This is a genomic window from Ensifer adhaerens (assembly GCF_020035535.1).
In the GTDB taxonomy this organism is placed as follows: Bacteria; Pseudomonadota; Alphaproteobacteria; order Rhizobiales; family Rhizobiaceae; genus Ensifer.
This window is the reverse complement of sequence record NZ_CP083349.1, coordinates 2,536,178-2,562,377: the sequence shown is the minus strand read 5'-3', so window position 1 is coordinate 2,562,377 and position 26,200 is coordinate 2,536,178. Positions and strand designations below refer to the sequence as shown.

26 protein-coding genes are annotated in these 26,200 nt (G+C 63.3%); 17 read left to right on the top strand and 9 right to left on the bottom strand.

Annotated elements, in window-relative coordinates; translation table 11 throughout:
• Positions 1-48: 48 nt before the first annotated feature.
• From LAC81_RS12570 to LAC81_RS12565, 3 genes are read left to right on the top strand one after another with little or no spacing between them, the layout of a single operon-like run.
• Positions 49-615 (top strand): SDR family oxidoreductase, encoded by a 567-nt coding sequence (locus LAC81_RS12570; RefSeq protein ID WP_328716183.1) that lies wholly within the window; start codon positions 49-51, stop codon positions 613-615.
• 3 nt (positions 616-618) lie between these two features.
• Positions 619-879, top strand: a complete 261-nt coding sequence (locus LAC81_RS38410) for a hypothetical protein (RefSeq protein WP_328716181.1) — start codon at positions 619-621, stop codon at positions 877-879.
• On the top strand, positions 876-1,355 hold the full coding sequence (locus tag LAC81_RS12565) for a DUF1772 domain-containing protein (RefSeq protein WP_223725058.1): 480 nt from the start codon (positions 876-878) through the stop codon (positions 1,353-1,355). The genes LAC81_RS38410 and LAC81_RS12565 overlap by 4 nt, the downstream gene beginning before the upstream one ends.
• A gap of 69 nt (positions 1,356-1,424) precedes the next feature.
• On the opposite strand, the gene LAC81_RS12560 is transcribed toward LAC81_RS12565, so the two are convergent.
• From LAC81_RS12560 to LAC81_RS12550, 3 genes are read right to left on the bottom strand one after another with little or no spacing between them, the layout of a single operon-like run.
• On the bottom strand, positions 1,425-1,991 hold the full coding sequence (locus LAC81_RS12560) for an SRPBCC family protein (protein WP_223725057.1): 567 nt from the start codon (positions 1,989-1,991) through the stop codon (positions 1,425-1,427).
• 2 nt (positions 1,992-1,993) lie between these two features.
• Positions 1,994-2,359 (bottom strand): ArsR/SmtB family transcription factor, encoded by a 366-nt coding sequence (locus tag LAC81_RS12555; RefSeq protein WP_223727816.1) that lies wholly within the window; start codon positions 2,357-2,359, stop codon positions 1,994-1,996.
• A gap of 32 nt (positions 2,360-2,391) precedes the next feature.
• Entirely contained in the window at positions 2,392-3,228 is an 837-nt protein-coding gene (locus tag LAC81_RS12550) for a crotonase/enoyl-CoA hydratase family protein (RefSeq protein ID WP_223725056.1), read from the bottom strand.
• An 82-nt stretch (positions 3,229-3,310) separates the two neighbouring features.
• Between LAC81_RS12550 and LAC81_RS12545 the strand changes: the two genes are divergently transcribed.
• Both LAC81_RS12545 and LAC81_RS12540 read left to right on the top strand, forming a co-directional pair.
• A complete protein-coding gene (locus LAC81_RS12545) occupies positions 3,311-3,931 on the top strand; it encodes a TetR/AcrR family transcriptional regulator (protein ID WP_223725055.1) in 621 nt (206 codons plus the stop codon).
• Between the two features lie 126 nt (positions 3,932-4,057).
• A complete protein-coding gene (locus tag LAC81_RS12540; RefSeq protein ID WP_034792008.1) occupies positions 4,058-4,408 on the top strand; it encodes a VOC family protein in 351 nt (116 codons plus the stop codon).
• A gap of 210 nt (positions 4,409-4,618) precedes the next feature.
• Here the strand turns inward: LAC81_RS12540 and LAC81_RS12535 are convergent, their stop codons facing one another.
• Positions 4,619-5,902, bottom strand: coding sequence for a cystathionine gamma-synthase family protein (locus tag LAC81_RS12535; protein WP_223725054.1), 1,284 nt, complete (start codon positions 5,900-5,902; stop codon positions 4,619-4,621).
• A gap of 126 nt (positions 5,903-6,028) precedes the next feature.
• Between LAC81_RS12535 and LAC81_RS12530 the strand changes: the two genes are divergently transcribed.
• The 3 genes from LAC81_RS12530 to LAC81_RS12520 all read left to right on the top strand — a co-directional run bounded on the left by LAC81_RS12530 (position 6,029) and on the right by LAC81_RS12520 (position 9,819).
• A complete protein-coding gene (locus LAC81_RS12530) occupies positions 6,029-6,487 on the top strand; it encodes an Lrp/AsnC family transcriptional regulator (protein WP_113540430.1) in 459 nt (152 codons plus the stop codon).
• Positions 6,488-6,623: 136 nt separating this feature from the next.
• Positions 6,624-7,913, top strand: a complete 1,290-nt coding sequence (locus LAC81_RS12525; RefSeq protein WP_223725053.1) for a mechanosensitive ion channel family protein — start codon at positions 6,624-6,626, stop codon at positions 7,911-7,913.
• A 220-nt stretch (positions 7,914-8,133) separates the two neighbouring features.
• Complete coding sequence (locus LAC81_RS12520) at positions 8,134-9,819, top strand: alpha/beta hydrolase (protein ID WP_223725052.1); 1,686 nt, start codon at positions 8,134-8,136, stop codon at positions 9,817-9,819.
• On the opposite strand, the gene LAC81_RS12515 is transcribed toward LAC81_RS12520, so the two are convergent.
• Positions 9,813-10,727, bottom strand: a complete 915-nt coding sequence (locus LAC81_RS12515) for a LysR substrate-binding domain-containing protein (RefSeq protein ID WP_223725051.1) — start codon at positions 10,725-10,727, stop codon at positions 9,813-9,815. The genes LAC81_RS12520 and LAC81_RS12515 overlap by 7 nt on opposite strands.
• Positions 10,728-10,853: 126 nt before the next feature.
• Here LAC81_RS12515 and LAC81_RS12510 point away from each other — a divergent pair, with 126 nt between their 5' ends.
• The 4 genes from LAC81_RS12510 to LAC81_RS12495 all read left to right on the top strand — a co-directional run bounded on the left by LAC81_RS12510 (position 10,854) and on the right by LAC81_RS12495 (position 13,465).
• Complete coding sequence (locus LAC81_RS12510) at positions 10,854-11,519, top strand: cysteine hydrolase family protein (protein ID WP_223725050.1); 666 nt, start codon at positions 10,854-10,856, stop codon at positions 11,517-11,519.
• Between the two features lie 125 nt (positions 11,520-11,644).
• A complete protein-coding gene (locus tag LAC81_RS12505) occupies positions 11,645-11,947 on the top strand; it encodes a GYD domain-containing protein (RefSeq protein WP_113540425.1) in 303 nt (100 codons plus the stop codon).
• An 11-nt stretch (positions 11,948-11,958) separates the two neighbouring features.
• Positions 11,959-12,774 (top strand): transporter substrate-binding domain-containing protein, encoded by an 816-nt coding sequence (locus LAC81_RS12500; protein ID WP_223725049.1) that lies wholly within the window; start codon positions 11,959-11,961, stop codon positions 12,772-12,774.
• 19 nt (positions 12,775-12,793) lie between these two features.
• Positions 12,794-13,465 (top strand): amino acid ABC transporter permease, encoded by a 672-nt coding sequence (locus tag LAC81_RS12495; protein ID WP_223725048.1) that lies wholly within the window; start codon positions 12,794-12,796, stop codon positions 13,463-13,465.
• 15 nt (positions 13,466-13,480) lie between these two features.
• On the opposite strand, the gene LAC81_RS12490 is transcribed toward LAC81_RS12495, so the two are convergent.
• Positions 13,481-14,356, bottom strand: coding sequence for a LysR family transcriptional regulator (locus tag LAC81_RS12490; protein WP_223725047.1), 876 nt, complete (start codon positions 14,354-14,356; stop codon positions 13,481-13,483).
• A 124-nt stretch (positions 14,357-14,480) separates the two neighbouring features.
• On the opposite strand from LAC81_RS12490, the gene LAC81_RS12485 reads away from it, so the two are divergent.
• The 4 genes from LAC81_RS12485 (at position 14,481) to LAC81_RS12470 (ending at position 23,016) form a co-directional block, all read left to right on the top strand.
• Positions 14,481-16,928: a GcvT family protein gene (locus tag LAC81_RS12485; protein WP_223725046.1), complete on the top strand. Its 2,448-nt coding sequence runs from the start codon at positions 14,481-14,483 to the stop codon at positions 16,926-16,928.
• The gene (locus LAC81_RS12480; RefSeq protein WP_223725045.1) at positions 16,925-19,372 is read left to right on the top strand and encodes a GcvT family protein; all 2,448 of its coding nucleotides are present in this window, start codon (positions 16,925-16,927) and stop codon (positions 19,370-19,372) included. Before LAC81_RS12485 ends, LAC81_RS12480 begins: the two co-directional genes overlap by 4 nt.
• Before the next feature lie 340 nt (positions 19,373-19,712).
• On the top strand, positions 19,713-21,257 hold the full coding sequence (locus LAC81_RS12475) for a trimethylamine methyltransferase family protein (RefSeq protein WP_223725044.1): 1,545 nt from the start codon (positions 19,713-19,715) through the stop codon (positions 21,255-21,257).
• A gap of 526 nt (positions 21,258-21,783) precedes the next feature.
• Positions 21,784-23,016, top strand: a complete 1,233-nt coding sequence (locus LAC81_RS12470) for an aromatic ring-hydroxylating oxygenase subunit alpha (RefSeq protein WP_223725043.1) — start codon at positions 21,784-21,786, stop codon at positions 23,014-23,016.
• Between the two features lie 42 nt (positions 23,017-23,058).
• Here the strand turns inward: LAC81_RS12470 and LAC81_RS12465 are convergent, their stop codons facing one another.
• Entirely contained in the window at positions 23,059-23,502 is a 444-nt protein-coding gene (locus tag LAC81_RS12465) for an Lrp/AsnC family transcriptional regulator (RefSeq protein WP_223725042.1), read from the bottom strand.
• A gap of 114 nt (positions 23,503-23,616) precedes the next feature.
• Between LAC81_RS12465 and LAC81_RS12460 the strand changes: the two genes are divergently transcribed.
• On the top strand, positions 23,617-24,201 hold the full coding sequence (locus LAC81_RS12460; RefSeq protein WP_223725041.1) for an isochorismatase family protein: 585 nt from the start codon (positions 23,617-23,619) through the stop codon (positions 24,199-24,201).
• 117 nt (positions 24,202-24,318) lie between these two features.
• Here the strand turns inward: LAC81_RS12460 and LAC81_RS12455 are convergent, their stop codons facing one another.
• Together LAC81_RS12455 and LAC81_RS12450 are read right to left on the bottom strand one after the other, a co-directional pair.
• The gene (locus tag LAC81_RS12455; protein WP_223725040.1) at positions 24,319-24,843 is read right to left on the bottom strand and encodes a hypothetical protein; all 525 of its coding nucleotides are present in this window, start codon (positions 24,841-24,843) and stop codon (positions 24,319-24,321) included.
• 215 nt (positions 24,844-25,058) lie between these two features.
• Positions 25,059-26,198: an ABC transporter substrate-binding protein gene (locus LAC81_RS12450; RefSeq protein ID WP_419195768.1), complete on the bottom strand. Its 1,140-nt coding sequence runs from the start codon at positions 26,196-26,198 to the stop codon at positions 25,059-25,061.
• Positions 26,199-26,200: the final 2 nt, after the last annotated feature.

The following is a 26,200-nucleotide window of genomic DNA, read 5'->3' as shown; positions in this document are numbered from 1 at the left end:
AAATGTGAGAGATACTCATGTTTGTAGATGAAGCCTCAGGAGGAAACGATGTCTCAGAAAGTCACACTGGTTTTGGGCGGTACCGGCAAGACGGGGCGGCGGGTGGCCGGGCGCCTTCGGGAGCGGGGCGTAGCGGTGCGCATCGGCGCCCGTTCGGCGTCGCCTTCCTTCGATTGGACGGACGAGGCGACCTGGGCGTCTGCCCTTGAAAATGTCGATCGCATCTATGTCTGCTACCAGCCCGATCTGGCGGTGCCGGGCGCCGTCGATGTCATCGACCGCTTCTCGAGCCTTGCCGTTCGCTCGCGCATCAAGCGGCTGGTGCTTCTGTCGGGGCGTGGCGAGGACGAGGCGGAAGCGGCCGAGCGTGCGCTGCAGGCTTCCGGTGCCGACTGGACGGTCATCCGAGGCAGCTGGTTCTTCGAGAATTTCGACGAAGGCTTCTTGGCCGATGGCGTGATGAGTGGGTCGGTCTTCCTGCCCGTGGACGAGGTCACCGAGCCCTTCGTCAGTTGCGACGACATTGCCGACGTGGCGGTTGCGGCCCTTCTGGACGACGCGCATATCGGCAAGGTCTATGCCTTGACCGGCCCGCGGCTGATGACCTTTGCCTAGGCCGTGGCCGAGATCGCCGTTGCGGCCAACCGCCGGATCGCCTATCAGCCGGTGCCGATCGACGATTTTGCGGCGCAACTCAAGGCCGACGGCGTGCCGGATGACTATGTCGCACTCATCCGCTATCTCTTCTCCTCGGTGCTCGACGGACGCAATTCCAGCATGACGTCCGATGTCGAGCGCGTGCTTGGGCGGCCCCCGCGCGACTTTGCGGTTTATGCCCGGGAAACCGCAGCAACTGGTGTTTGGAGTATTGCCGCATGATCCCGCTGATCCCCGCTCTGGCGTTTGCCGCCGCGATCGGTTCCGGCCTGATGGCCGGGCTGTTCTTCATCTTCTCGGTCTGCATCATGCAGGCCCTGTCGCGGCTGCCGCCGGAGCAGGGGATCGCCGCGATGAACGCGATCAATGTCGTCATCCAGAACCCGATCTTCCTCAGTGCTTTCATGGGCACCGCGCTGCTCGGTCTGGTGCTCGTCGTCATGGCCTTCCTCTCGGGCGGCGAGGGCAGGTGGTGGCTTGCTGCCGGCGGCATCGCCTATGTCGTCGGCGTGCTTCTGGTGACGATTATCTTCAACGTGCCGATGAACGATGCGCTCGGTGCAGCGGCACCTGGGCAGGCGGCGGTTGATCTCTGGCGTGAGCGCTATCTCACCGACTGGGTCTGGTGGAACCACGTGCGCACCTTTGCATCGATCGGCGCGCTGGCGTTCTTCATCCTCGGTTTCGCCCGCGCCTGACGAAAAGCGCCGGCAAGTGGATCCTCGCCGGCGCCTGCACGCGTCTTGATCTTTAAGCCCATCCTACCGTCAAGGCTTCGGAATACGCGCGTCATATTGCGCTTCCAGGTCGGTAAACTTGCTCCAGAAGGCTGCCGGCTTTTCGCCTTCGAGCAGAGCGCGCAAAATGTCGAGATGCACGTGCCAGCCGGCGGAGAAGCTGGTCATGATGGCGCGATCGGCGATGCGCTTATGGGTGACGACGAGCAGCACCTTGTCGCCGCGGGGACTGAGCTCGAAGCGGACCTCCGAGGGCGTGCCGGTCTCTTCGTTCCAAGTATAGGCGAGCAGCCGCGGCGGCTCCCAGGCGAGCACGTGACCGTAATTGCGCACCTCGCCGGCATGCTCGGCATATTTCTGCGGCGGCCGATCGTCGTGCGTCGTCAGTTCGGAATGGCGGAAGACATGCTCGACCGCGGCGCCTTCGGAAGAGCCGATCGTGCCCGATGCCATCCAGAGCCGACGCTTGCTTTCGTCGGTCAGATAGGACCAGACCCGCTCGATCGGGCCGGGCAGCAGGCGTTCGATGCGCACCGCGTCCGGTGCGATGACGCGGCCGTAATCGGTACCGGCAAAGGCTGTGGCATGCTTTGTCATGACTATTCCTCCGGGTCGTTCGGATCGTTTCGAACAGTTGCGTCTTCGGCGAGAAGCAGTGTCTCGAGGGCGTCGATACGCGTGCGCCAGAAGGCTTCGTAGTGGCGCATCCACTCCATGCCGGCATGCATCGGCGCGGCATCCAGCCGGCATACATGCGTGCGGCCCTTCACTTCACGGCGCACCAGACCTGCTCCTTCCAGCACCTTGATGTGCTTCGATGCCGCGGCCAGCGAGATCGAGAAGGGCGCCGCAAGCTCGCCCACCAGCCTCTCGCCCTGCGAGAGGTTCCGCAGCATGGCGCGGCGCGTCGGATCCGAAAGCGCGTGAAACACGGCATCGAGATGATCAGTGTGATATTCAACCATGTTGTTGAACATCGTCGCGATCACGAAGTTTGTCAACCTTTTGGTTGAATATTCCTCCTGAGCGACGAGAAAAAGTCGTCGCTCAGGCGGTCTTCATGGATGCGTCGTCCCTTCCAGGCGGCGAGCCCATCCGAGAGGTCGTCGGTCGGCACCATCTGGGTAAATTGCTCGCTTTCGACCAGCAGGCCCTCTGATATCGACATGTTGAGACCGCGGGTTACGGCGGTGATGATTGAGCGAACGGCGAGGGGGGAGTGATGCATGATGCGCTTGGCGAGGTCGCGGGCGGCGGGGATCAGGTTGTCGTGGGGAACGACGTGGTTCACGAGCCCCATCTCCAGGGCGCACTCCGGCGAGAAGTCCTCACCCGTCAGCAAGAGTTCGAGCGCCCGTTTGCGGCCGGCAAGCCGCGGCAGGCGCTGCGTCCCGCCGAAGGTTGGCGGCATGCCGAGCTTGATCTCCGGTTTGGCAAAGCGCGCCCGATCGCTGGCGACAGCCAGATGCACGGCTTCGGTGATCTCGCAGCCGCCGCCATAGGCGAGGCCGTTGACGGCGGTGATGATCGGCTTCGGAAAGGCTTCCAGCCGAGCCGTGAGGCGCTGGCCGCGCCGGACGAAATCGCGCACGGCGGGGTTCACGCCCTGGCGCACGCTTTCCGAGAACTCGTGGATATCGCCGCCGGCGGAAAAGGCGCGCTCGCCGGCGCCGGTGATGATCACGGCGCCGACATTGTCGTTCACCTCGATCGTATCGAGAAGGGTAAGGAGCCAGTCGATCAGTTCGTAATTCAAGGCATTGAGCTTCTGTGGGCGGTTAAGCGTGAGGAGGGCGATACCCTCGGAAATCTGCATCAGAACGGTATTGGACATGGTTGCTCTCCGGCTTGGGTTGACGGGGAGAGGCTAGGTGAGGGAGGATGTCCTGTATATTCACTAGTCGGTATACATCACGATGGCAAAAGCAGCGAAATCGACCCGGGACATGATCGTAGCAGCGGCGGAAAAGCTCTTCTACGCCGAGGGCATCCGCGCCGTCAGCGTCGATGCGGTGGCCGAGGCGGCGGGCGTGACGAAGCGCACGCTCTATTACCACTTCCAAAGCAAGGACGAGCTGATCGCCGCCTATCTCGAAGGTCGCGACCAGCCCAATCTCAAGCTCTTTCGGAAGTGGTTCGACACGGGCGACGGGGACCTTGCCGACAAGGTCGAGGCGATCTTCGTCAACCTGGCGCGGGCGGCGCGCCATCCGAAATGGAAGGGCTGTGGCTTCCTGCGCACCTCCGCCGAGCTTGCCAACATGCCCGGTCATCCGGCGATCCGCATCGGTGCCGCCCACAAGAAGAAGTTCGAGGCCTGGATTGCCGAGACCTTTACCGAAGCCGGTGTCGCCGAGCCGGCCATGCTGGCAAGGCAGATCCTGCTGTTGCTCGACGGCAGTTTCGCGGTCGTGCTGCTGCACCGGGATCCAAGCTACATGGAGGTGGCGGGCAAGGCAGCGGCGACGCTTGTGCGGGTGGCGCTTGCCGGAGCAAAACCGAAGGCGCCATCGGAACATGCGGCGGCTTCATTCTGAAGCGAGGCGATTTCCGCTTTCAATCGGCTGCCGTTGGCCGGCAGTATGGGCTGTATCGTTATCAGCCGAACAACCAGTAAGCGTCGATGCTGCCGCGTTGCGGCGCGTCGAAGGGAGCAGAATTCCATGACAGTCAAGCGTATCGTCTCAAACCTCTACGCCCCGGACCCGCAAGTGGCGCGCGCCTTCTACGGCGACCTGCTGGAACTCGACGTGGTGATGGATCACGGCTGGATCCTGACGTTTGCCGCCGAGGGCAAGGCCGCGATGCCGCAGGTGAGCATCGCCAGCGAGGGCGGCAACGATACGCCCGTGCCGGTGCTATCCATAGAGGTCGACGACGTCGACCGAGCCTATCAGCGGGCCAAGGCCGCCGGTGTCGAGATTGTCTACGACATCACCAACGAACCCTGGGGCGTGCGCCGTTTCTATATGCGCGACCCGTTCGGCAATATCGTCAACATCCTGGCGCACTAAGCAATTCCAGGAAAAGTGCGAAGCGGTTTTCCGTCCGGAATTGCGCCAGCCAAGCGGGCCAATTCCAGGAAAAGTGCGAAGCGGTTTTCCGTCCGGAATTGCGCCAGCCAAGCGGGCCGATTCCAGGAAAAGTGCGAAACGGTTTTCCGTCCGGAATTGAACATTTCAATTTAGCGAAGGGGCCGCCGGCTGGACCGGCGGCCGCTTGCATCAGGCGACCGACAGGGCGTTTGAGAGATCCGCGACGAGATCATCCGGATGCTCGATGCCGATCGACAGGCGGATGGTCGATTCCAGCACGCCGATGCGGTGCCGCACCTCGATCGGCACGCCGGAATGGGTCATCGCCGCCGGGTGGCTGGCCAGCGATTCCGTGCCGCCGAGACTGACGGCGAGCTTGAAGATTTGCAGCGCATTGAGGAAGCGGAAGGCCGCTTCCTGACCGCCCGTGATGTCGAAGGAGAAGGTCGAGCCCGCGCCGGTGCACTGTGCCTTGAAAGTGCGGCCGACAGGGGTGTCCTCGCCATGGAAGGGCAGGTAGTGGATGCGCTCGACCTTCGGGTGCTCGCGCAGGAACTCGGCGACGATGCGGGCATTGTCGTCGGCCTTCTGCATGCGCACCGAGAGCGTTTCCAAGGAACGGCCGAGCATCCAGCAGGAATGCGGATCGAGCTGGGTGCCGATCGCGCCGCGCAGCGCCTTGACCTGCTTCATCACCGCCTTGGAGCCGAGCGCAGCGCCGGCGATAAGGTCGGAATGGCCGCCGACATACTTGGTCAGCGAATAGAGCGAGATGTCGGCGCCGTGTTCGATCGGCCGCTGGAAGACCGGGCCGAGCAGCGTGTTGTCGCAGGCGACGATCGGCGTATGGCCCTGTTTTCGGCCGATCGCGTCGGCAACGCGGCGGATCATGGCGACATCAACGAGGCTGTTGGTCGGGTTCGCCGGCGTCTCGATCAGGATCACGGAGACACGGCCCTTGGCCATCGCCGCTTCGGCCGCAGCCGTCACCGCCGCTTCGTTGACGCCATCGGCAAAGCCGACGGCGGCGACTCCGAGATTGAGGAAGGTGCGGGCAAGCAGCGTCTCGGTGCCGCCATAGAGCGGCTGGCTGTGCAGGACCGCGTCACCCGGCTTGACGAAGGCGAGCAGCGTCGTGGCGATCGCCGACATGCCCGACGAGAACAGCGCGCAGCTTTCGGTGCGCTCGTAGACGGCGAGGCGGTCTTCGACAATCTCGCTGTTCGGATGGTTGAAGCGCGAATAGACGAGGCCGGCGCCGACGCCCGCCGGCGGCTCGCGACGGCCGGAAACGAAGTCGAAGAAGTCGCGGCCCTCTTCGGCCGAGCGGAAGACGAAGGTGGAGGTCAGGAACACCGGCGGCTTGACGGCGCCCTCGGACAGTTCCGGATCGTAGCCATAGTTCAGCATCTGCGTTTCGGGATGCAGCTTGTGGTTTCCGATATGGGTCTTGGAGGGATGCGGTGCGGTCATGACTTGTCTCCTGATGGGAAGCGGACTCGACTGACAGGCAAATTATATCAGATGCTTGGACTGATCCTTGCTATTTCCGGCTCTATGTCTTTGAGTTGCGCAAAGATCTGGCTGAGTTGAGAAGATATGGCGCAGAAAATTGCCGACGAGATGGATCGCAGGATTTTGAAGGAACTGGTGGGGGATGCCCGTCTCACCAACAACGAGCTTGCCGAACGGGTGGGGCTATCGGCTTCGCCCTGTCTTCGCCGGCTGCGACGGCTCGAGGAGACCGGCGTCATCCGCGGCTATACGGCGCTGATCGATCCGGCGGTCGACGGCTGGACGATGACGGCGATCGCGACTGTCAGGCTCAGCCGCCAGCACGAGGACGAGATCGTCATGTTCGAGGAGGCGGTGCGCGGCTGGGACGAGGTGCTCGAGTGCCACCTGGTAACCGGCTCGCGCGATTATGTGCTGAAGGTGATGAGCGCCGGCCTCGATCAGTACGAGCGCTTCATCAAGGAGAAGATCGCAAGGCTCAAATGCGTCGCCTCGATCGAGACCAGCTTCGTCATGAACACCATCAAGGAGCGGCGGATCTAGCGTCTACGCTGCATATATCCTTGAAGACGTTCGACTTTCTCCGGTCGGCTTTGAAAGCGTCGAGGATGCCCTAGATTCAAGGGATCAGGGCGTCCCCAAACGCTCGGCGGGCGCCTTGATCTCTCGGAGAGAGACGATGGATTTCGCAACAGCGTTCGATGCCGTCGCTTCCTGGTTGCGCACGGTCCTTTTGAACGAGTGGACGTATTATCAGCTCGCCATCATCGTCGCCGGCTACCTGATCTGCGGCGCGCTGGCAAAGCGGACAGAGCCGTTGGTCGAAGCCCGTGCCCGTCTGATCAAGGGTAATCCGGATCTGCTGCGCGTGATCATCGCCTTCATGCGGCGACTGCAGTGGCTGTTTCTGATCGTCTGGCTCTGGATCGCCGACGGAATGATATTGCGCTTCGGATGGCCTTCCTATCGCTGGCTAGTGGCCACTGCGCTGACGCTGGCGGCGGCCTGGTTCGTCATCTCGGTGCTGACACGCATCATCCGCAACCAGATGCTGGCGCGGGTTACCGCCGTCGTCGGCTGGATCTATTTTGCGCTCTATGCGGTCGGGCTCGATCGGGTGATTCTGACGACGCTCGACGGCGTTGCCATCAATTTCGGCGCGGTTCGTCTGTCGCTGCTGCTGGTTCTCAAAGCCATCGTACTTTCTTCCGCGCTGGTCTGGCTTGCGGTGTTGATCGGCAACGTCTCGTCGCACTGGATCCAGCGTTCAGCGGAACTGACGCCCTCCTTCAAGGTGCTGATCAGCAAGTTGGTCAAGATCGCACTGATCGGCTTTGCCGGTGCAATCGCGCTGTCGGCAACCGGCATCGACCTAACGGCGCTGACGGTCTTTTCCGGGGCGGTCGGCGTCGGTATCGGTTTCGGTCTGCAGAAGGTGGTCTCCAACTTCATTTCCGGGATCATCATCCTGCTCGACAAATCCATCAAACCCGGCGACACGATCACGCTCGGCGATACCTTCGGCTCCGTCCGCGACCTACGCTCCCGCTTCGTCTCCGTCATCACCAGGGACGGCAAGGAGTACCTCATTCCGAATGAGGACTTCATCTCGCAGCAGGTGGTGAACTGGTCGTTCTCCAGCGACTTCGTCCGTATCGAGGTCAGTTTCGGCACCTCCTATGACAGCGATCCGCACGAGGTGGCGCGCATTGCCATTGCGGCTGCCAAATCGATCCCACGGGTTGCCAGCAGCCACGCGGAGCCGGTCTGCTGGATGACCGGCTTCGGCGCATCGTCGCTCGATTTCAAGCTGAGGTTCTGGATCTCCGATCCGAGCAACGGGCTCACCAACATTCGCGGTCAGGTGCTGATGGCGCTGTGGGATGCCTTCAAGGCGGCGGGCATTTCGATCCCGTTCCCGCACCGCGAAATCATCATGAAAACACCGGTCGAGGTGACCCGCGCGTGAGGGTCGGAGTGCCGCTGTCAGGCCAGTGCTTGCGCGTCTTCCGGTTGCGGCGATTGACTGGACACGAGCGGGAGGCGACATTGCTGCCGGCGCCTGCTGCGCGTTTCGTCAAATCGTCGCCGATTTGAGGATAAATGTGCAGCAATTCAAAGTGATACGGGACCTTCGCCGGACGGCCTCGGCCGTTGCGGGGACATGTCTGCATAGGGTGGGATCGGCCATGGCAAATCTTCAACAGACGCGACTGTCGAGACTGCCGGTGCCGCGCTTCGTTTCGGCGCTGCTTGCATCCTTCTCGACCTCCGGCCTGATTGTCGGCGTCTTCTTCTTTGCGATGTCGCTGACGCCGAGCCTGATCCCGCGGCCCTATGTGGTGCAGGCGGTGATCTCGGGCCTGTCGCTTTGTGCCGGCTATGCGATCGGCGTGCTGATGCGCTGGGTCTGGTCCTTGCTGGACCTGCCGGAGATCCGCGGACGCACCGGCTTCATCGTGAAGGTGGTGGCGGCGTTCGGCTGCATCGCCGTTGCGCTCACCTTCCTCTGGCGCACCGCCTACTGGCAGAACACGGTGCGTGAGATCATGGGGCTCGCTCCGGTCGAAAGCGCCGAGCCGTTCAAGCTCGGCCTGATCGCCGCCGTCGTCTTCGTCGTCATCGTGCTGCTGGCGCGCCTGTTCCGGCTGACCTTCCGGTTTCTGACCAAGCGTTTCGAATATGTGCTGACCCGGCCGATGGCCAAGCTCGCCGGGGTGGTTGCGGCACTGGCGCTCTTCTGGTCAGCCGCCGATGGCGTCATCTTCCGCTTTGCCCTGCATGCGGCCGACAGCTCGTTCCAGCGGCTGGACGCCTTGATCGACCCCGACGTCGCGCCGCCGACCGATCCCTCAAAAACCGGCAGCAGCGCGTCGCTGATGACCTGGGACGAGCTTGGCCGCCAGGGGCGCCAGTTCATCGCTTCCGGCCCGGCCGCGAAGGACATCGGCGCCTTCTTCGGGGCTGAGGCAAAGGAGCCCTTGCGCGTCTATGCCGGTCTCAATTCGGCCGAAACCGCCAAGAAACGGGCGAAGCTGGCGCTCGAGGAATTGAAGCGCGTCGGCGGTTTCGAGCGTTCCAATCTCCTGATCGTCGTTCCGACCGGCACCGGCTGGATCGACCCGCCTGGCCTCGATTCGCTCGAGTATCTTCTCAAGGGCGACGTCGCCAGCGTTGCCGTGCAGTATTCCTATCTTACAAGCTGGCTGTCGCTGCTGGTCGAGCCGGAATATGGGGCGGAGACGGCCGATGCGCTCTTCGATGCGGTCTATGGCTATTGGACGACGCTGCCGAAGGACAAGCGGCCGAGGCTCTATCTCTATGGTCTCAGCCTCGGCGCGATGAACTCGCAAGGCTCGGTCGATCCCTTCGACATCATCAGCGACCCGTTCCAGGGGGCACTTTGGGTCGGCTCGCCATTCCCGACCAAAACCTGGCTGCAGATCACACGAAACCGCAATCCGGGCTCGCCGGAATGGCGGCCGCTCTATCGCGACGGCTCGGTGATCCGTTTCACCAATCAGGAAAACGCGCTCAACATTCCGGGCGCCCAATGGGGCAATGTCCGCATCGTCTACCTGCAATATGCAAGCGACCCGATCACCTTCTTCGATCCCTATTCCTTCTACCGCGAACCGGACTGGATGAAGGCGCCGCGCGGGGCGGACGTTTCGCCGGCTCTTCGCTGGTTCCCTGTTGTCACGATGTTCCAGCTGTTGGCCGACATGGCGCTCGCGACGACGTCGCCGATCGGTTACGGCCATGTCTATGCGCCGGAACACTATATCGACGCCTGGATGCAGGCGGTGGCACCGTCTGGTGTGACCGAGGCGGATGCCGAGCGGCTGAAGGCGCAGCTCAAGGGTCGCTACTGAGCCTGCTTTTCGCCGGATCGCTCGCCGCGCAGGTGTGCTGCGATCTGGTTGGCGAAGGCCTGGATCAGCGGCTCCTCTGCCTTTTCCGTCGGGCAGAGCAGGTAGTAGCCGGCCGACGCCGGTATCGCCGTCGGAAATGGCTGGATCAGGCGTCCCTCGTAGAGATAGGAGCGCGTCAGTACGTCGGAAACGAGGGCGATTCCCTGGCCCTGCAGCGCCGAGGCTACGGCGATCGCGACCGATTGCACGCGCACGCTACGGCTGCCTTCGAGCGAAATGCGCGAAGCGGCCGACCAGCGCGTCCATTCCCGGCCGTCATCCTCATGCAGCAGCGTGACGTCGCGCAGCTTCCTCTCGCGTAGCGGCCCTTCGAGCCGGGGGAAGAGCAGCGGCGAGCAGACCGTGCGCAGTTTCACGTCGCTGACCGCCTGCCACCACAGGCCGTCGAAAGGCGGGTTGTCGTAGACGACGGCGAGATCGACATCGTCCCAGGCGACGTCGCTGGCGCGAATGCAGTTGCGCATTGAAAGGTCGGTCAAACCTCGCGCACCGGCAAACTGCACCAGCAGCCCGGCCATCCAGGCAATCGCCAGCGCCGGTGGCAGGGCGACGGTCAGCTTGTGCTGGTGGCTTTCGAGCCGTCGGTCGGTGCCGTCCTCGACGGCTGCAGCAAGGTTGCCGATCGCGTGGGAGACCGTCTGCGCGAAGTCGCGGCCAGCTGCCGTGAGCTTGATGTTGCGTCCGGACTTTTCGAGAAGCGTCAGCCCGGTCGTCTCCGACAGGCGGCGCAGTTGCAGCGACACGGCGCCGGGGCTCAAGCCCAACTCGTCCGCCGCCTGGCGCACCGAGCCGATGCGCGCAACAGCCTCGAATGCCCGGATATAGGGCAGGAAATGCAGCGCCTTCATCCGTCATTTTCCTCAGGATCGAATCTCGAAATTGTTTAGCGAGACTGCACAAAATCAAGCATAAAAAATCGCTATTCCCAATCGATTTTTGCTCCTATGAATCGAACCGGAGAGAGGGAGAACACCATGATCGAGGCACAACCGTTTGATTTTCCTTATGATGGAAAGCTGGTTCCGTCGCAGACCGCGCTGATGGTGATCGATCTGCAGATCGACTTCTGCTCGCCCAACGGCTACTTCGCGTCGATGGGCTACGATCCGGCGCCGTTGGCCGCCATCGTGCCGGCGGTCAACCGCGTGATTGCGGCGGCACGGCAAGCCGGCTGCCTGATCATCCACACGCGCCAGGGCTACCGTGCCGATCTCGCCGACATGACGCCTTACGAGAAATGGCGGCGCAAGCGCTCGGGGCTGGAGAATACGCAGGTGCTCTTGCGTTCGAGCCCGGGGTTCCAGCTCTTGCCCGAACTCGATGTCGCCGACACCGACGTCATCATCGACAAGACCTGCAACAGTTCCTTCACCTATACGGATCTCGAGCATGTGCTGAGGTCCCAGGGCATCACCCACATGCTTTTCACGGGCTGCACCACGGATGTCTGCGTGCACACGACGCTGCGCGAAGCCTGCGACCGCAATTTCCAGTGCCTGACGATTTCGGACTGCTGTGCCAGCGGCGAGCAGTGGGCGCATGAGGCGGCGATCAACATGATCTCGATCGAGAACGGCATCTTCGGCACGGTTTCGACCAGTGATGCCGTCATTGCCGGATTGGCCAAGGCCGCGCGCTAGCGCTCTGGCACCGCGCAATTCCGGACGCAAAACCGCATCGCAGTTTTCCTGGAATTGCTTCGGGCGCGCCGCGCACGTCCACATTTTCAAGATTTTTGCCAACCGTTTCAACGGAATGATGCCCCATGCAAAGATATATCTCGCTGATGCGACTGACCTCCAAGGGACTGGCCGAGCTCTCGGACAGCGGCGCCCGGCGCAAGGTGAGCGAGGATCGGGTCGCAGCACTCGGCGGCCGCTCGGTCGCCTTCTATGCCACGCTCGGAGCCTACGACTTCGTCCAGGTTTTCGAGATGCCGGACAATGCGTCGATGATGCAATACGTGCTGACGGCGCGGCGCGACGGCTTTGTGGATCCGCTCATCCTTCCTGCCTTCGACAGCCAGACCTATGGCGACATCGTCGGCCGCGTTTCACCAGCACAATGAGGGGAATGAAGATGATCAGACTGGCATCCTGCGCAACCCTTCTCGCAACCGCCGTGCTTTCGGCCGGCGCCGCACAGGCCGAGCCGCCGGCCTTTGCCGCCGATGGCGAGATCGGCGTCTGCACCACCGCCGCCTTTCCGCCGCTGTCCTTCAAGGAGCATCCGGCCGATGCGGCGCCGACCGGCATCGACATCGAGATCGCCGAGGCGCTTGCCGGCCTCTGGAACGCCAAGGTCGCCTACACCGTCACCGAATTTGCCGGCCTGTTGCCGACGCTCGGGGCAGGGCGCTGCGATGTCATCATCAGTGGCATCTACATCAACGCCAAGCGGCGCGAGACCTATGACGGCGTGCCCTACATGAAATCGGCCACTGCCATGGTCACCAAGGCGGGCAGCGATGCGATCAAAGTGCCGGAGGACCTGAGCGGCAAGGTGATCGCGCTCGAAGCCGGTGCCTACTACAAGGAGGAGCGGATCGGACCGCTCAACACCGCACTTGCCGCCAAGGGCCTGCCGCCGGTCGAGGTGCAAGAGTATCCGACCCAACAGGCCGCCTATCAACAGGTGCTCGTCGGCCGGGTCGATGCGACAGTGACCGAGGAGGCGGAGGGCGCCTACCGCGCCTCGCGATCCGACGGCACGCTTCAGCTTCCCTACGTCTGGGCCTCGGATTTCAAGTACGGCATCTACAGCCGTCGCGAAGCTGCGGACGCGGCCGCTGTCAAGGCGGCGCTCAAGGCGCTGAAGGAGAAGGGTTTCTTCGGCGAGCTCGCCAAGAAGTACGGCCTCGATCCGGCGCTCTTCGACGTCGACTACGATTCTTAATCTCGAAGGCGGGCAGGGCATGAACTTCGACACCAAACTGTTTCTGGATGCCCTGACCATGCCGGTGATGCTGCAGGGGGCGGGTATTGCCATCCTGCTGTCGATCCTGGTGCAGGCTGCTTCCTTTCTGCTCTGCCTGCCGCTCGCCGTCGCGCTCAACTCGGTGGCGGCGGTCAGGCGGACGGCAGCGCAGCTCTATGTCTGGCTGTTCCGCTCGTCACCGCTGATCCTCGTGCTTCTGATCGTCTGGAACGGCGCACCGCAGCTCTTTCCGGGCCTGACGCGGGCGCCCTGGTACACGCCCTTCGTCGCCGCCTTCATCGCGTTTACTCTGGTGACGGCGGCCTACATGGCCGAAGCGATGCGCGGGGCGCTTTCGGCGATCGGCCAGGGGCAGACGGATGCCGCCCGCGCGCTCGGCCTCAATCGCTGGCAGACGTTCTTCCTCGTGATCCTGCCGCAGGCGCTCAGGATCGTCATGCCGGTGCTGGTCAACGAGTTCATCAACCTGATCAAACTGACGTCGCTTGCCTATGTGATTTCGATGCGCGAGATCATGGCGGTCGTCAACGACGCGATCGCATCGAGCTTCCGCTTCGTCGAATGGTACTCCGCGGCTTTGGTCTATTATCTCGCGATCGTCTCTATCCTGATGGTCCTGCAGCGGCTGATCCAGCGCCGAATGGCATAACGGATCTAACCTGATCTAGGCGCTTTCTGTATTTGGCACCGGCAGCGTGGCGAGCAGTTCGCCCATGGCGGCGATGATCTTGCGGTGCTGGTGGGCGTGACGGGTGCGCAGGCTGGTTGCGGCATAGACCGTCTGCGGGATCACCGGCGCATCGTGAACGCGGGCGGCAAATCCGTCTGCAGCCAGCCGCTCCGCCGTGGCGGCGGTCACATAGGCCGAGCCGTCGAGGGCTGCGAGCAACCGGGTGATCGCCATGTTCTGGCCGGCCGAGACGAGCGCGGCGGAGAGATGCGGCAAGGCCAGCCTGTGCGCGCGGTCGAAGGTCGGAGAATAGCTGGAGCGGATGTAGCTCTCGGAGCGCACATCGGAGAGTTCGCGGGCCTCGGTGCTGACCAGCACGTAATGCAGATCGCCGATCCGTTCATAGTAGAGGTCAGGCAGGTAGTGGGGCGTGTAGAGGATCGCGAGATCCAGGTCGCCGGCGCCGAGATCGCGGTTCATCTGGTTCGAGTAATCGGCCTCCATATAGACCTCGATGCCCGGCATGTCCCGGCGGATGGCCGCCATCCATTCGCCGGCAAAAGCCTCCGCCAGATCGTGCTGGATGCCGAGGCGCATGGAGCGTTCCAGCGCCCCGGCATTGGTGACCGCGCGCGTTGCCTCATGCCATTGGTTTTGCAAGGCTTTCGCATAGTCGAGGAAGCGCAGCCCGGCAGCGGTCGGCACGGTGCCGCCCTTGTTGCGGGTGAAGAGCTTGCGGTTGAACTGGGCTTCCAGTGCCTTCACCCGGTGCGAGACGGTCGATTGGGTGATGTTCAGCCGCTCGGCGGTGCGGTTGAAGGAGCGGCTCTCCATCAGGTCGAGAAAGGTTTCGATCAGTTCAACCTGCATGCCGTAGCCTCCCGTTGCTAGTCTCTCAATCTAATCGAATTCATCGATCAATAAAGCCTGTTTCCTTCGCTTGATGGCGCCGCGCTTCACCGGCAAGAATTCGGCCAAAACGAGGGAACAGTTGATGTCGAATTTGCCGTCGCATGCACGCGTCGTGATCATCGGTGGGGGAGCGATCGGCGCTTCCTCGCTCTACCATTTGGCCAAGGCCGGCTGGACCGATTGCGTGCTTCTGGAAAAGAATGAGCTGACGGCAGGCTCCACCTGGCATGCGGCCGGCAACGTGCCGACCTTCTCGTCCTCCTGGTCGATCATGAACATGCAGCGCTATTCGGCCTCGCTCTATCGCGACCTCGGTGCGCTCGTCGACTACCCGATGAACTATCACGTCACCGGCTCGATCCGGCTGGGCCACTCCAAGGAGAGGCTGCAGGAGTTCAAGCGCGTCGTGGGCATGGGCCGCTATCAGGGCATGGATCTCGATATCCTCTCGCCCGACGAGATGCGCGCCCGCTATCCCTTCCTGGAAACGCACGAACTGACCGGCGCACTCTACGATCCCTATGACGGCGACATCGACCCGGCACAGCTGACGCAGGCGCTTGCCAAGGGCGCGCGCGACATGGGCGCGAAGATCATCCGCTTCTGTCCGGTCACCGGTGCGCGCCGCGAAAACGACGAATGGGTGATCTCCACGCCGCAGGGTGAGATCCGCTGCGAATATGTCGTCAACGCCGCCGGCTATTATGCCCGCGAAGTCGGCAAGATGTTCGGCCGCGATGTGCCGATGATGGTGATGAGCCATCAGTACATCCTGTTCGACGAGATCCCGGAGCTTGCCGCCTGGTCGAAGGAGGCCGGCCACAAGCTGCCGCTGCTCCGTGACGTCGACAGCTCCTATTATCTCAGGCAGGAAAAGAACGGCATGAACCTCGGGCCGTACGAGCGCAACTGCCGCGCCCATTGGGTGACGCCCGAGGACCCGATGCCGGAAGATTTTTCCTTCCAGCTCTTCCCCGACGATCTCGATCGGCTGGAATGGTACCTGAACGATGCGGTCGAGCGCGTGCCGATCCTCGGCACCGCCGGGCTGTCGCGCATTATCAACGGCCCAATCCCCTATGCGCCCGACGGCAATCCGCTAATCGGCCCGATGCCGGGCGTGCCGAACGCGTTCGAGGCTTGCGTCTTCACCTTCGGCATCTGCCAGGCGGGCGGCGCCGGCAAGGTGCTTGCCGAATGGATCACCGAAGGCCAGACCGAGTGGGACATGTGGTCCTGCGATCCGCGCCGCTACACCGACTACACCGACCAGGACTATTGCATCGCCAAGGGCATGGAGATCTATGGCCACGAATACGCGATGCATTTCCCGAAGCATTATTGGCCGGCCGGGCGCGACCGCAAGCTCTCGCCGATCCACGATCGTGTCGCCGCCCTCGGCGCCCAGTTCAAGCCCTATAACGGTTGGGAACGGGCGATGTGGTACGCCGAACCCGGCGACGACACTTCCGAAGAGGCGACGCAGACCTGGGGCCGCGAAGGGCCATGGGCCAAACGCATCGAGGAAGAGTGCCTTGCCGTACGCGATGCCGCCGGCATTCTCGACCTGCCGGGCTTCTCGCGCTTCAGGGTGAAGGGCGAGGGCGCAACCGCGTGGCTGTCCGGTCTCATCACCGGCCGCGTGCCGAAGCCGGGCCGCATCGGCCTTGCCTATTTCGCCGACGACAAGGGCCGGATCGTCACCGAAATGTCGGTCATGATGCTTGACGAGGACTTCTTCTTCCTGATCACGGCGGCAACGGCTCAGTGGCACGATTTCGAATGGCTGATGAAGCACCGGCCCGCCGAGGCCGCCTTCACCATCGACGATGTCACCAAATCCTTCTCCTGCCAGATCCTGACCGGGCCGAAATCGCGCGCAATCCTCACTGAAGTCAGCGACGCCGATCTGACCAAGGGCTGGCTGACGCATCAGACGGCACAGATCGCCGGGCGCTATTGCCAGCTCGTGCGTGTCTCCTTCGCCGGCGAGCTCGGCTGGGAGATCCACACCAGGGTCGAGGATACCGCCGTGATCTTCGACGCCGTCTGGGCAGCCGGGCAGAAGCGCGGGTTGAAACCTTTCGGCATGGAGGCGCTCGACAGCCTGCGGATCGAGAAGGGCTACCGCGCCTGGAAGGGCGATCTGTCGACCGACTACACGATCCTGCAGGGCGGGCTGGAACGCTTCGTCGATTGGGGCAAGCCCGGCTTCAAGGGCAAGGCGGCCCTGGAGCGTGAGAAGCAACAGGGTGTTTCCAAGCGCTTCGTGACGCTGACGGTCGCCGCCGACGGCTGCGACGCGCCCTACATGTCGACGCTCTGGTCGGGCGGAGAGGTCGTTGGCGAGACCACCTCGGGCAACTGGGGCCACCGCGTCGGCAAGTCGATCGCGCTCGGCATGCTCAGGGCCGATCTCGCCGTGCCGGGCAAGGAAATCGAGGTTGAGATCTTCGGCGATCGCTTCAAGGCTACGGTCGAAGCGGACCAGCCGCTCTGGGATCCCTCCAACGAAAGACTGCGTGCATGACCAAGCCCATTCCCTCGAAAGCCCGTGCGGTCATCATCGGTGGCGGCGTGTCCGGCTGTTCGGTCGCCTATCACCTGGCCAAGCTCGGCTGGACCGATGTGGTGCTGCTTGAACGCAAGCAGCTGACCTCCGGCACCACCTGGCATGCGGCGGGCCTCATTGGCCAGCTGCGTGCTTCGCAGAACATGACGCGGCTCGCGAAATATTCGGCCGATCTCTACGTCAAGCTCGAGGCAGAGACCGGCATTTCCACCGGCATGCGCCAGAACGGCTCGATCACGGTGGCGCTCACCGGGGAGCGTAAGGAGGAGATTTACCGCCAGGCCTCGCTGGCGCGCGCCTTCAATGTCGACGTGCGCGAGATCACGCCCGACGAAGTGAAGGCGATGTATCCGCATCTCAACACCTCGGATGTGAAGGCGGCGGTGCACCTGCCGCTCGACGGCCAGTGCGACCCGGCCAACATCGCCATGGCGCTTGCCAAGGGCGCGCGGCAGAACGGTGCGACGATCCTCGAAGGCGTCAAGGTCACGTCTGTCTTGAAGAAGGACGGCCGGGTGACCGGTGTCACCTGCGAACAGAACGGCGAGACCTATACGATCGAGACCGACCATGTCGTCAACTGCGCCGGCATGTGGGGCAGGGAGTTTGCGCGGCAATCCGGCGTTACCGTGCCGCTGCATGCCTGCGAGCATTTCTACATCGTCACCGAGGCGATCCCGGAGCTCAAGCGCCTGCCGGTGCTGCGCGTGCCGGACGAGTGCACCTACTACAAGGAAGACGCCGGCAAGATGCTGATCGGCGCCTTCGAGCTCAAGGCCAAGCCCTGGGGCATGGACGGCATCCGCGAGGACTTCTGCTTCGATCAGCTGCCCGACGATTTCGACCACTTCGCGCCGATCCTGGAGATGGCGGTCAACCGCATGCCGATGCTGGAAACGGCCGGCATCCACACCTTCTTCAATGGCCCGGAAAGTTTTACGCCCGACGATCGCTACTATCTCGGCGAAGCGCCTGAAGTGAAGGGCTACTGGGTGGCGGCCGGCTACAACTCGATCGGCATTGTTTCCTCGGGCGGGGCCGGCATGGCGTTGGCGCAATGGATGAACGACGGCGAGCCGCCCTTCGATCTCTGGGAGGTGGATATCCGCCGGGCGCAACCGTTCCAGAAGAACCGCGCCTACCTGAAAGACCGCGTCTCGGAAACACTCGGCCTGCTCTATGCGGATCATTTCCCCTATCGCCAGATGGCGACGGCTCGCGGCGTGCGCCGCTCGCCGCTGCACGAGCACCTGAAGGCCCGCGGTGCCGTCTTCGGCGAAGTCGCCGGCTGGGAGCGCGCAAACTGGTTTGCGAACGAGGGACAGGAACGCGAATACCGCTATTCCTGGAAACGGCAGAACTGGTTCGAGAACCAGAGGGACGAGCACATGGCGGTCCGAAACGGCGTCGGCCTGTTCGACATGACCTCCTTCGGCAAGATCCGGGTCGAGGGGCGCGATGCGCTTTCCTTCCTGCAGCGGCTCTGCGCCAACGAGATGAACGTCGAGCCCGGCCGTATCGTCTACACCCAGATGCTGAATGCTCGTGGCGGCATCGAGAGCGACCTGACGGTCACGCGTCTCTCTGAAACCGCCTTCCTGCTGGTCGTGCCCGGCGCCACGCTGCAGCGCGACCTTGCCTGGCTGCGCAAGCATCTGACCGACGAATTCGTGGTCATCACCGATGTCGGCGCCGGCGAAAGCGTGCTCTGCGTCATGGGGCCGAAATCGCGCGATCTCTTGCAGAAGGTGAGCCCCAACGATTTTTCCAATGCGGCGCATCCGTTCGGCACGGCGCGCGAGATCGAAGTGGGCATGGGGCTCGCCCGGGCTCACCGCGTCACCTATGTCGGCGAGCTCGGCTGGGAGCTTTATGTCCCGACCGACCAGACGGCGCATGTGTTCGAGGCATTGGAAGAAGCCGGCGAGGGGTTGGGCCTCAAGCTCTGCGGCATTCATACGCTCGATAGCTGCCGCATCGAAAAGGCCTTCCGCCATTTCGGCCACGACATCACCGATGAGGATCATGTGCTTGAAGCCGGGCTCGGCTTTGCGGTGAAAGCCGACAAGGGCGATTTCATCGGCCGCGAGGCGGTGCTTGCCAAGCACAATCGCGGGCTGTCGCGCCGGCTGGTGCAGTTCCGTCTCGCCGACCCGGAGCCGCTGCTCTTCCACAACGAGGCGATCGTTCGCGACGGCAAGATCGTCGGCACCATCACATCAGGCAATTACGGCCACCACCTCGGCGGCGCGATCGGCCTCGGCTACGTGCCGTCGGAAGGCGAGAGCGACCGGGATGTGCTCGGGTCGAGCTTCGAGATCGAGATCGCGGGAACGCGAGTGAAGGCGGAGGCATCTCTGAAACCGATGTACGACCCACGGGCCGAGCGGGTGCGGATGTAGGGCAGGCGGTTTTGGCGCGCGCCGGGCATCGTGTTCAGTGCTTGACGATTGCCCCTCATCCGCCTGCCGGCACCTTCTCTCCGCAGGCAGGGAGAAGGGACACGTGGCGCCGGACTCGTTCCCTCGCTTGACGAGGCGAGGGGCCGGGTGGCCGGCGGACTACAAAACGAGCGCCGGCTCCAACATGGGTATCTGTTCCCGTGAACGGGGGAGAGAGGAACGAGCGCAAGCAACAAGTCCCTTCTCCCCGTCAGAACGGGGAGAAGGTGCCGGCAGGCGGATGAGGGGCAACACCCTCACCGCGCGGTTAAGGGGGCACCAGCCCCATTGGGAGATGATGATGGCTGACGATTGTGCAGTTGCGGCTTCGAGACGGTCTGGCGGGCGGGCGGCGCGGGTGGCGCTGCGCGCCGCACCGCTTGCCGAAAATATCCGGCCGGTCCGTCCCGGTCTTTCCGGCGGCCAGTACAAGCCGCTGACGGACGCCGGCGTGAAGCGCATCCACGAGGCGGCACTCGATGCGCTGGAACAGATCGGCCTTGCCAATGCGCCGAAATCCGGCGTCGAGATCATGACCGGCGCCGGCGCCATCCTCGGTGACGACGGGCGGATACGCTTTCCGCGGGCGCTGGTCGAGGACATGCTTGCGATCGCCGCGCGCGACATCACGCTTCATGCCCGTGACCCGAAACAGGATCTCGAGCTCAGCGGTACCCGCGTCTATTACGGCACGGCGGGTGCGGCGGTGCACATCGTCGACGTCGAGAAACGCGAGTACCGCGAGTCGACCTCCAAGGACCTGCTCAATGCCGCGCAGCTCGTCCACCATCTCGACAACGTGCACTTCTTCCAGCGCGCCATGGTCTGCCGCGATGTGGCCGACAATTTCCTGATGGACGTCAATACGCTCTATGCCTGCTGCGCCGGCACGACGAAACATGTCGGCACCAGCTTCTCCGATCCTTCGCATGTCGACGGCTGCTTCGATCTCATCCACATGATCGCCGGCGGAGAAGACAAGTGGCGGGCGCGGCCCTTCGTTTCCAACTCGAACTGCTTCGTCGTGCCGCCGATGAAATTTGCGGAGGAAAGCTGCATCACCATGGAGAAGTGCATCCGCGCCGGCATGCCGATCCTGCTTCTCTCGGCCGGCCAGGCGGGCGCCACCGCGCCGGCGCCGCTTGCAACCGCGATCGTGCAGGCGGTCGCCGAATGCCTGGCGGGCGTCGTCTATGTCAACGCCATGTCGGCGGGGCACCCGGCAGTCTTCGGCACCTGGCCCTTCGTCTCGGACCTGCGCACCGGCGCAATGTCCGGCGGCTCGGGCGAACAGGCACTGTTGACGGCCGGTTGCGCGCAGATGCACCAGTTCTACCGCCTGCCCGGTGGCGCTGCCGCTGGCATCGCCGACGCCAAGCTGCCGGACATGCAGGCGGGCTGGGAGCAGGCAATCTCCAACGTCATGGCCGGGCTCTCGGGCCTCAACATGGTCTATGAAGCCGTCGGCATGCACGCTTCGCTGCTCGGCTTCTGCCTGGAGTCGCTGGTGCTCGGCGACGATCTCCTGGGTCAGGTCCAGCGCTGCATCCGTGGCATCGACGTGACCGAGGATTCGGTCTCGCTCGAAACCATGCGCTCTGTCTGCCTCGAGGGACCCGGCCACTATCTCGGCCATCCGCAGACGCTGGGGCTCATGCAGACGGAGTATATCTATCCGGCAGTCGCCGACCGCACGAGCCCGAAGGAATGGGTCGAGATCGGTCGTCCGGACCTGGTGGCAAAGGCGATCGAGAAGAAGAACCGGATACTGGCCGAGGCGGCGCCTTCGGTGATCGCGCCTGAGATCGACAGGGCGATCCGGGAGAAGTTCCAGATCTTCTGCTGAGTTTCGCTCGCCCCGGTTTCGGGGCGGGGCAACGGGCTGCCGGGTCAGGTCGCTCGTCTTCTACAGATTGCACGGAATTGCGCCGGGCGAAGGTGTCAACCGAAGCTCGCGAGCGATGGCCCGTGCCTTAAATGACGCAAGTGCTTGGTGCTGTCCGTTGCTGGCGCTGTGAGGGTGGCGCCCTCATCCGGCCTGCCGGCCACCTTCTCCCCGCAGGCGGGGAGAAGGAGACTCGAGGCAACTGCCGTGCCTCACCCGCAGGGTGAGGCAAAGAGGCGACGCCCTGTGAGGTCTCGCTCCAATAGAGCAGGCCGGCAGGGAGGAACGTTAATGTGCCCGCCGGCCAAAGGTAGGCGTTGGCGCCAACGGCGACTTTCCCCTCTGCCCGCAGGCGGGGAGAGGATCAGGGTGAGGGGCAGTTTTTGCTCCAGCGACGAACTTGGGGCGAACGAGCCCCCGCGGAAAACGAAAAATACACGCGCGCCGGAACGCGGTCCTTCCGGTCCAATTAGTGGAGTTCAGCCTCATGTTCGTTTCGGAGCTCAAGAATACGACCACCATCGGCGACCGGATCGACCAGCTTGTCGCAGCGCATCGACCCGGCCATGGGCTCGCGCGCGCCTTCTATCTCGACCCGGAAATCTATGAACGCGACCTCGAACGGGTCTTCCGCCGCCACTGGCATTGCGTGGCGCATGAAAGTGCGATCCCGAACGCCAACGATTTCGAGGTCTTTCGCATGGCCTCAGAGCAGGTGATCGTCACCCGCACGGCGAACGGCGAGATCCACGCGATGCTCAATGTCTGCCGTCATCGCGGCGCCGAGGTCTGCACCAAGGACAAGGGCAACGCCCGCGCCTTCGTCTGCCCCTATCACGCCTGGACCTATGGCAATGACGGGGCGCTGAAGGCAGCAAGGCTGATGCCCAAGGATTTCAGGCGTGAGGACCACGGGCTGAAGAAGCTGCATGTGCGCGTCGCCGAAGGGCTGATCTTCATCTCCTTTGCCGACGAGCCGCTCGATTTCTCCGAGGTCGAGCATCTGCTGCACGCGACCTGCGGGCAGTATGGCTGGGGATCGGCGAAGATCGCTCATCGCCAGTCCTATCCGGTTGACGCCAACTGGAAGCTCGCCGTCGAGAACTATGTGGAGTGCTACCACTGCGGTCCGGCGCATCCGGAATATTCCGAGACGCATGCGCTGGAACAGCCCCTGCACATGATCGAGGAACTGAACGCGCGGATGGAGGCGCGTACTTGTGAACTGGGCATCGAGGTTGGCTCCGGCAACCACTGGCAGACGTCTGCCGGCGGCAAGGAGGCGGTGCATGCCTTCCGTTATCCGCTCTATGACGGCGCCAAGACCGGGAGCAAGGACGGCCAGGCGCTGAGCACGCTGATGGGGCGCTTCAGCGATTTCGACGGCGGCGTCACCTCCATTCACCTCGGCGGCACCACCTTCCTCGTCTGCTATCCCGATCACGGCATGATCTACCGCTTCGTGCCCAAGACCGCGGAGACCTCGGAGATGGAGCTGATCTGGCTCGTCGACGGTAGCGCCGAGGAGGGGCGCGACTACGATCTAGAAAGGCTGACGTGGCTGTGGAAGGTGACGACCGAGGAAGACAAGGCGATCATCGAGCACACCTCGCGCGGCGTGCGCTCGCACTATTTCGCGCCGGGTCCGATCGCGCCGATGGAGCAGAACGAGCTGCGCTACATCCATTGGTATCTCGACGAGATCAGCCGGCCGGTCTGAGGCAGGGCCTCAAATGTGTGAGATCGGCCAAGGCCGCCCCACCTAATCTCTTCGATCGAAATGCGTCCGGAGCGCCACATGCGTCTGCACTGTGGCGATGCCCGGGATCAGGGAAATCTGCCGGCGGATCGTGTCGAGATCGCCATTGGATGCGCATTCGACGAGCACCATCAGGTCGGTGGACCCGGCGAGCGACCAGCAGGTGACCACTGGCGGCATGGCGGAAAGATGCGGCACGATGTGATCGCAATTCTTGTTGGACTGGAACGTGATGGCGACCAGGGCCCTGACCGTCGGGTTCTTGTCCTCGACGCCGAGACGGATCGTGTAGCCGGCGACGACGCCTTTGGCTTCGAGGCGCCGCAGGCGCTCGTGCACGCCGCTGCGCGAGAGGCCGGCATGTCGGGCGAGCGCCACCAGGCTCTGGCGAGAATCCTGGCGAAGCGCTGCCAGCAGCAGCCGATCCTTGTCGTCGAGTTCCGTCAAATTGTATCTCCTTTCGTGCGAAGACCGGACATTTGTCCGGTCTGGCGCCATCTTGTCCAGTGAAACCGGACGATAGGACAGATAGCTTCCTTCTCGCAACGAAGGAGCCTTGCCATGAAATTACCCGTAGTGCCCGACAATGCCGTGCTGCTGCCGATCGACATGCAGCAGGCTTTCGACAGCGCCCCCTGGCCACGCCGATGGAATGCCGATATCGACCGGAATGGTCTCGCTTTGCTTGCCGCCTGGCGCGCCGCAGGCCGGCCGGTGATCCACGTACGCCATGATAGCGTCATGCCGGGCTCGACACTCGCCCCCGGTGCATCCGGCAACGCCTTCCGGCCCGGTTTCGAGCCGCAGGCCGGCGAGCCACTCGTCACCAAAAGCGTCAACGCAGCGTTCATCGGCACCGACCTCGACCTAAGGCTGCGTCGTCTCGGCGTCGATACAGTCGTTGCATTCGGCATTTCCACCGACATGTGTGTCTCCACCTCGGTGCGCGTCGGCGCCAATCTCGGTTACCGCATGATCCTCGTCGAGGATGCATGCGATTGCTTCGATCAGCCGGATGGAGATGGAACGGAAATCCCGGCACGGGACGTCCACCGAGCCCATGTCGCGACCTTGCGCGCCGAATTCGCCGAGGTGACGACGACGGTTGCTTTCGTCGAAGCCCTACGCCGTCCGGACGCTGCCTAGAATATCCCACTCTCCTGTCGAATCGCCGAGCGCGCGCTGTTCACAAGCGATTCCTGATAAACTTTGAAGCGGGTTTCCGCCGGAATTGTGTCGCATTCCGGGCACTGCGCACGCTGTTCACCGGTTTGTGCCGCGAACCTCGACGATATTGGTCGTCCATTTTGGGGCCGTCAGGCTCTGGCCCTCGCGGTTCGGAAAGGTGAGGAAAGTTTCGAACGGCCGGCTCTGGCCGGCCGGCACCCGGGCGAGGATGAGGGCCGCGTCGTCGCCGATCGCCTGGCAGGCATCGTCAGGGCAATCTTCCAGCGTGACCGAAAGCCGGAAATATTCGAGCAGAGTCTGGCCCCTGTTCGTCACCGTGCCACGCAGGCGGAAGCTTCGTTCCGGCTGGCTTTGCTCAAAGGTTAGCCCTTCCAACGCGATGTCGGCAGCGGTGAGGCCCGCGGGTTGCGTCGTCTGCGCCGGCTCCGGTGCTACGGGCTTGCGGCCGTCGCGATCGCTGAACCAGATGATGAAGGCGACGAGCAGGCCGACCGCTACGGCGACCGAGAGGATCGGTTCCGCCCATTGGCGAAAACGGCTGAAGCGCGCTGCCAGATACACAACGACAAGACCCAGCGGTAACGCAATCAACCAAAGCATCCAGATCCTCCTCACCGCATCATTCCTTGAATCGGATTCGATGCAAGAGGGAAACCATGCAGCCGATCAAAGCGTTAGACGGTCCTTGCCCTCTTGGAACAAGGCCGTGACGACACTTATATAGTGCGTCTTGCGGCAGACAACACGCAACGATAAGCAGCGGGTGGCTATCCCGGCCGACCAGGGACGGACACAGGTCAAGTGAGGAAGGAGAGCTACTCCGTCGGCTTCAGGTCTACCCAGTAGGTGCCTTCGAACGGGACCGCAGCGAAACGGGTGTTGATTTCGTCAAGGCTCTTCTTCGGATCGAGATCACCAAAGAGATCCGGCCGGATCCAGGTGGCGAAGGCTTCTGCGGCGACGATGTTGAGTGGGATGGCGTTGAAGAAGTTCCAGAGTCCATGGACCCGCTTTTCCTCAACGGCGCGCATGCTCGTGAGCGCGGGCGCCTCGATGGTGCGGGCGAGCGTCTGGCGCGCTTCGTCCTGGCTGACACCGGGCCCGATCGAGAGCGTGCCGTATTTGCCGCCGGGCGAGGAGGTGGCGATGTAGATATCGGGGTTGGCGGCCATGACCGCTTCGGCATTGACCGTGCCGCCGGGGCGCGGCAGCACGCCTTCGGCGATGTTGCGGCCGCCGGCGATCGTCAGGAATTCGCCGAGACCGCCGGTGCCGTAGGCCCAGCAGCAACGGTCTGCCTGGGGGAAGGCATCCATCAGCACCAGCGGACGGGGCTCCGGCTTGGCGGCAATGCGGGCCTGGATCAGCGCCAGCCTGTCCTCGTAGAACCGGGCAAACGCGTCGGCCTGCTCGTCCCGTTCGAGGATCCTGCCAAGCAGGCGCATCATGCGCGGCGTGCTCGTCAGCGGGTCGTTGTTGAAATCGACGACCACCACCGGCACGCCGATGCCGGTCAGATAGTCGATCGCGCGCTTGCCCGGCTCGGTATCGGCCTGCCAGTTGGCGAGGATGCCGAGGTCGGCTTTCAGCGTCAGCAGCGTTTCGAAGGAAAGGCCGGGGCCGGTTCCGTCGTCGATCTGCGGCACGTCGGCGATATCAGGGAATTTCCGCCGGAAGGCCTCATAGATCTCGGGATTGTCACCCTTCATGTCGCCGGACCAGCCGACGAGCAGGCTGACGGGATCGGGATGGATCAGCGACAAAGCGACAAGGTTGAAGCCGCTTCCAAGCAGGATTGCCTTCGGCCTTGCCGGGATCATCACCTCGCGGCCGACCGCATCGGTGACGGTCATCGGCCAGTTGCCTTCGGCGCGGGCAGAAAAGGCGAAGAGCAGCGCGACAACGAGAGCGAGCGTCAGCCGAATGGCGGCCTGGAAGGGGCGGCGGGACGACAAAA

Excerpts from the sequence above, each read along its gene's own strand:
- LAC81_RS12570 (WP_328716183.1), top strand. The coding sequence starts at position 49 with ATGTCTCAGAAAGTCACACTGGTTTTGGGCGGTACCGGCAAGACGGGG.
- LAC81_RS12565 (WP_223725058.1), top strand. The coding sequence starts at position 876 with ATGATCCCGCTGATCCCCGCTCTGGCGTTTGCCGCCGCGATCGGTTCC.
- LAC81_RS12560 (WP_223725057.1), bottom strand. The coding sequence starts at position 1,991 with ATGACAAAGCATGCCACAGCCTTTGCCGGTACCGATTACGGCCGCGTC.
- LAC81_RS12555 (WP_223727816.1), bottom strand. The coding sequence starts at position 2,359 with ATGGTTGAATATCACACTGATCATCTCGATGCCGTGTTTCACGCGCTT.
- LAC81_RS12550 (WP_223725056.1), bottom strand. The coding sequence starts at position 3,228 with ATGTCCAATACCGTTCTGATGCAGATTTCCGAGGGTATCGCCCTCCTC.
- LAC81_RS12545 (WP_223725055.1), top strand. The coding sequence starts at position 3,311 with ATGGCAAAAGCAGCGAAATCGACCCGGGACATGATCGTAGCAGCGGCG.
- LAC81_RS12540 (WP_034792008.1), top strand. The coding sequence starts at position 4,058 with ATGACAGTCAAGCGTATCGTCTCAAACCTCTACGCCCCGGACCCGCAA.
- LAC81_RS12535 (WP_223725054.1), bottom strand. The coding sequence starts at position 5,902 with ATGACCGCACCGCATCCCTCCAAGACCCATATCGGAAACCACAAGCTG.
- LAC81_RS12530 (WP_113540430.1), top strand. The coding sequence starts at position 6,029 with ATGGCGCAGAAAATTGCCGACGAGATGGATCGCAGGATTTTGAAGGAA.
- LAC81_RS12525 (WP_223725053.1), top strand. The coding sequence starts at position 6,624 with ATGGATTTCGCAACAGCGTTCGATGCCGTCGCTTCCTGGTTGCGCACG.
- LAC81_RS12520 (WP_223725052.1), top strand. The coding sequence starts at position 8,134 with ATGGCAAATCTTCAACAGACGCGACTGTCGAGACTGCCGGTGCCGCGC.
- LAC81_RS12515 (WP_223725051.1), bottom strand. The coding sequence starts at position 10,727 with ATGAAGGCGCTGCATTTCCTGCCCTATATCCGGGCATTCGAGGCTGTT.
- LAC81_RS12510 (WP_223725050.1), top strand. The coding sequence starts at position 10,854 with ATGATCGAGGCACAACCGTTTGATTTTCCTTATGATGGAAAGCTGGTT.
- LAC81_RS12505 (WP_113540425.1), top strand. The coding sequence starts at position 11,645 with ATGCAAAGATATATCTCGCTGATGCGACTGACCTCCAAGGGACTGGCC.
- LAC81_RS12500 (WP_223725049.1), top strand. The coding sequence starts at position 11,959 with ATGATCAGACTGGCATCCTGCGCAACCCTTCTCGCAACCGCCGTGCTT.
- LAC81_RS12495 (WP_223725048.1), top strand. The coding sequence starts at position 12,794 with ATGAACTTCGACACCAAACTGTTTCTGGATGCCCTGACCATGCCGGTG.
- LAC81_RS12490 (WP_223725047.1), bottom strand. The coding sequence starts at position 14,356 with ATGCAGGTTGAACTGATCGAAACCTTTCTCGACCTGATGGAGAGCCGC.
- LAC81_RS12485 (WP_223725046.1), top strand. The coding sequence starts at position 14,481 with ATGTCGAATTTGCCGTCGCATGCACGCGTCGTGATCATCGGTGGGGGA.
- LAC81_RS12480 (WP_223725045.1), top strand. The coding sequence starts at position 16,925 with ATGACCAAGCCCATTCCCTCGAAAGCCCGTGCGGTCATCATCGGTGGC.
- LAC81_RS12475 (WP_223725044.1), top strand. The coding sequence starts at position 19,713 with ATGGCTGACGATTGTGCAGTTGCGGCTTCGAGACGGTCTGGCGGGCGG.
- LAC81_RS12470 (WP_223725043.1), top strand. The coding sequence starts at position 21,784 with ATGTTCGTTTCGGAGCTCAAGAATACGACCACCATCGGCGACCGGATC.
- LAC81_RS12460 (WP_223725041.1), top strand. The coding sequence starts at position 23,617 with ATGAAATTACCCGTAGTGCCCGACAATGCCGTGCTGCTGCCGATCGAC.
- LAC81_RS12455 (WP_223725040.1), bottom strand. The coding sequence starts at position 24,843 with ATGCTTTGGTTGATTGCGTTACCGCTGGGTCTTGTCGTTGTGTATCTG.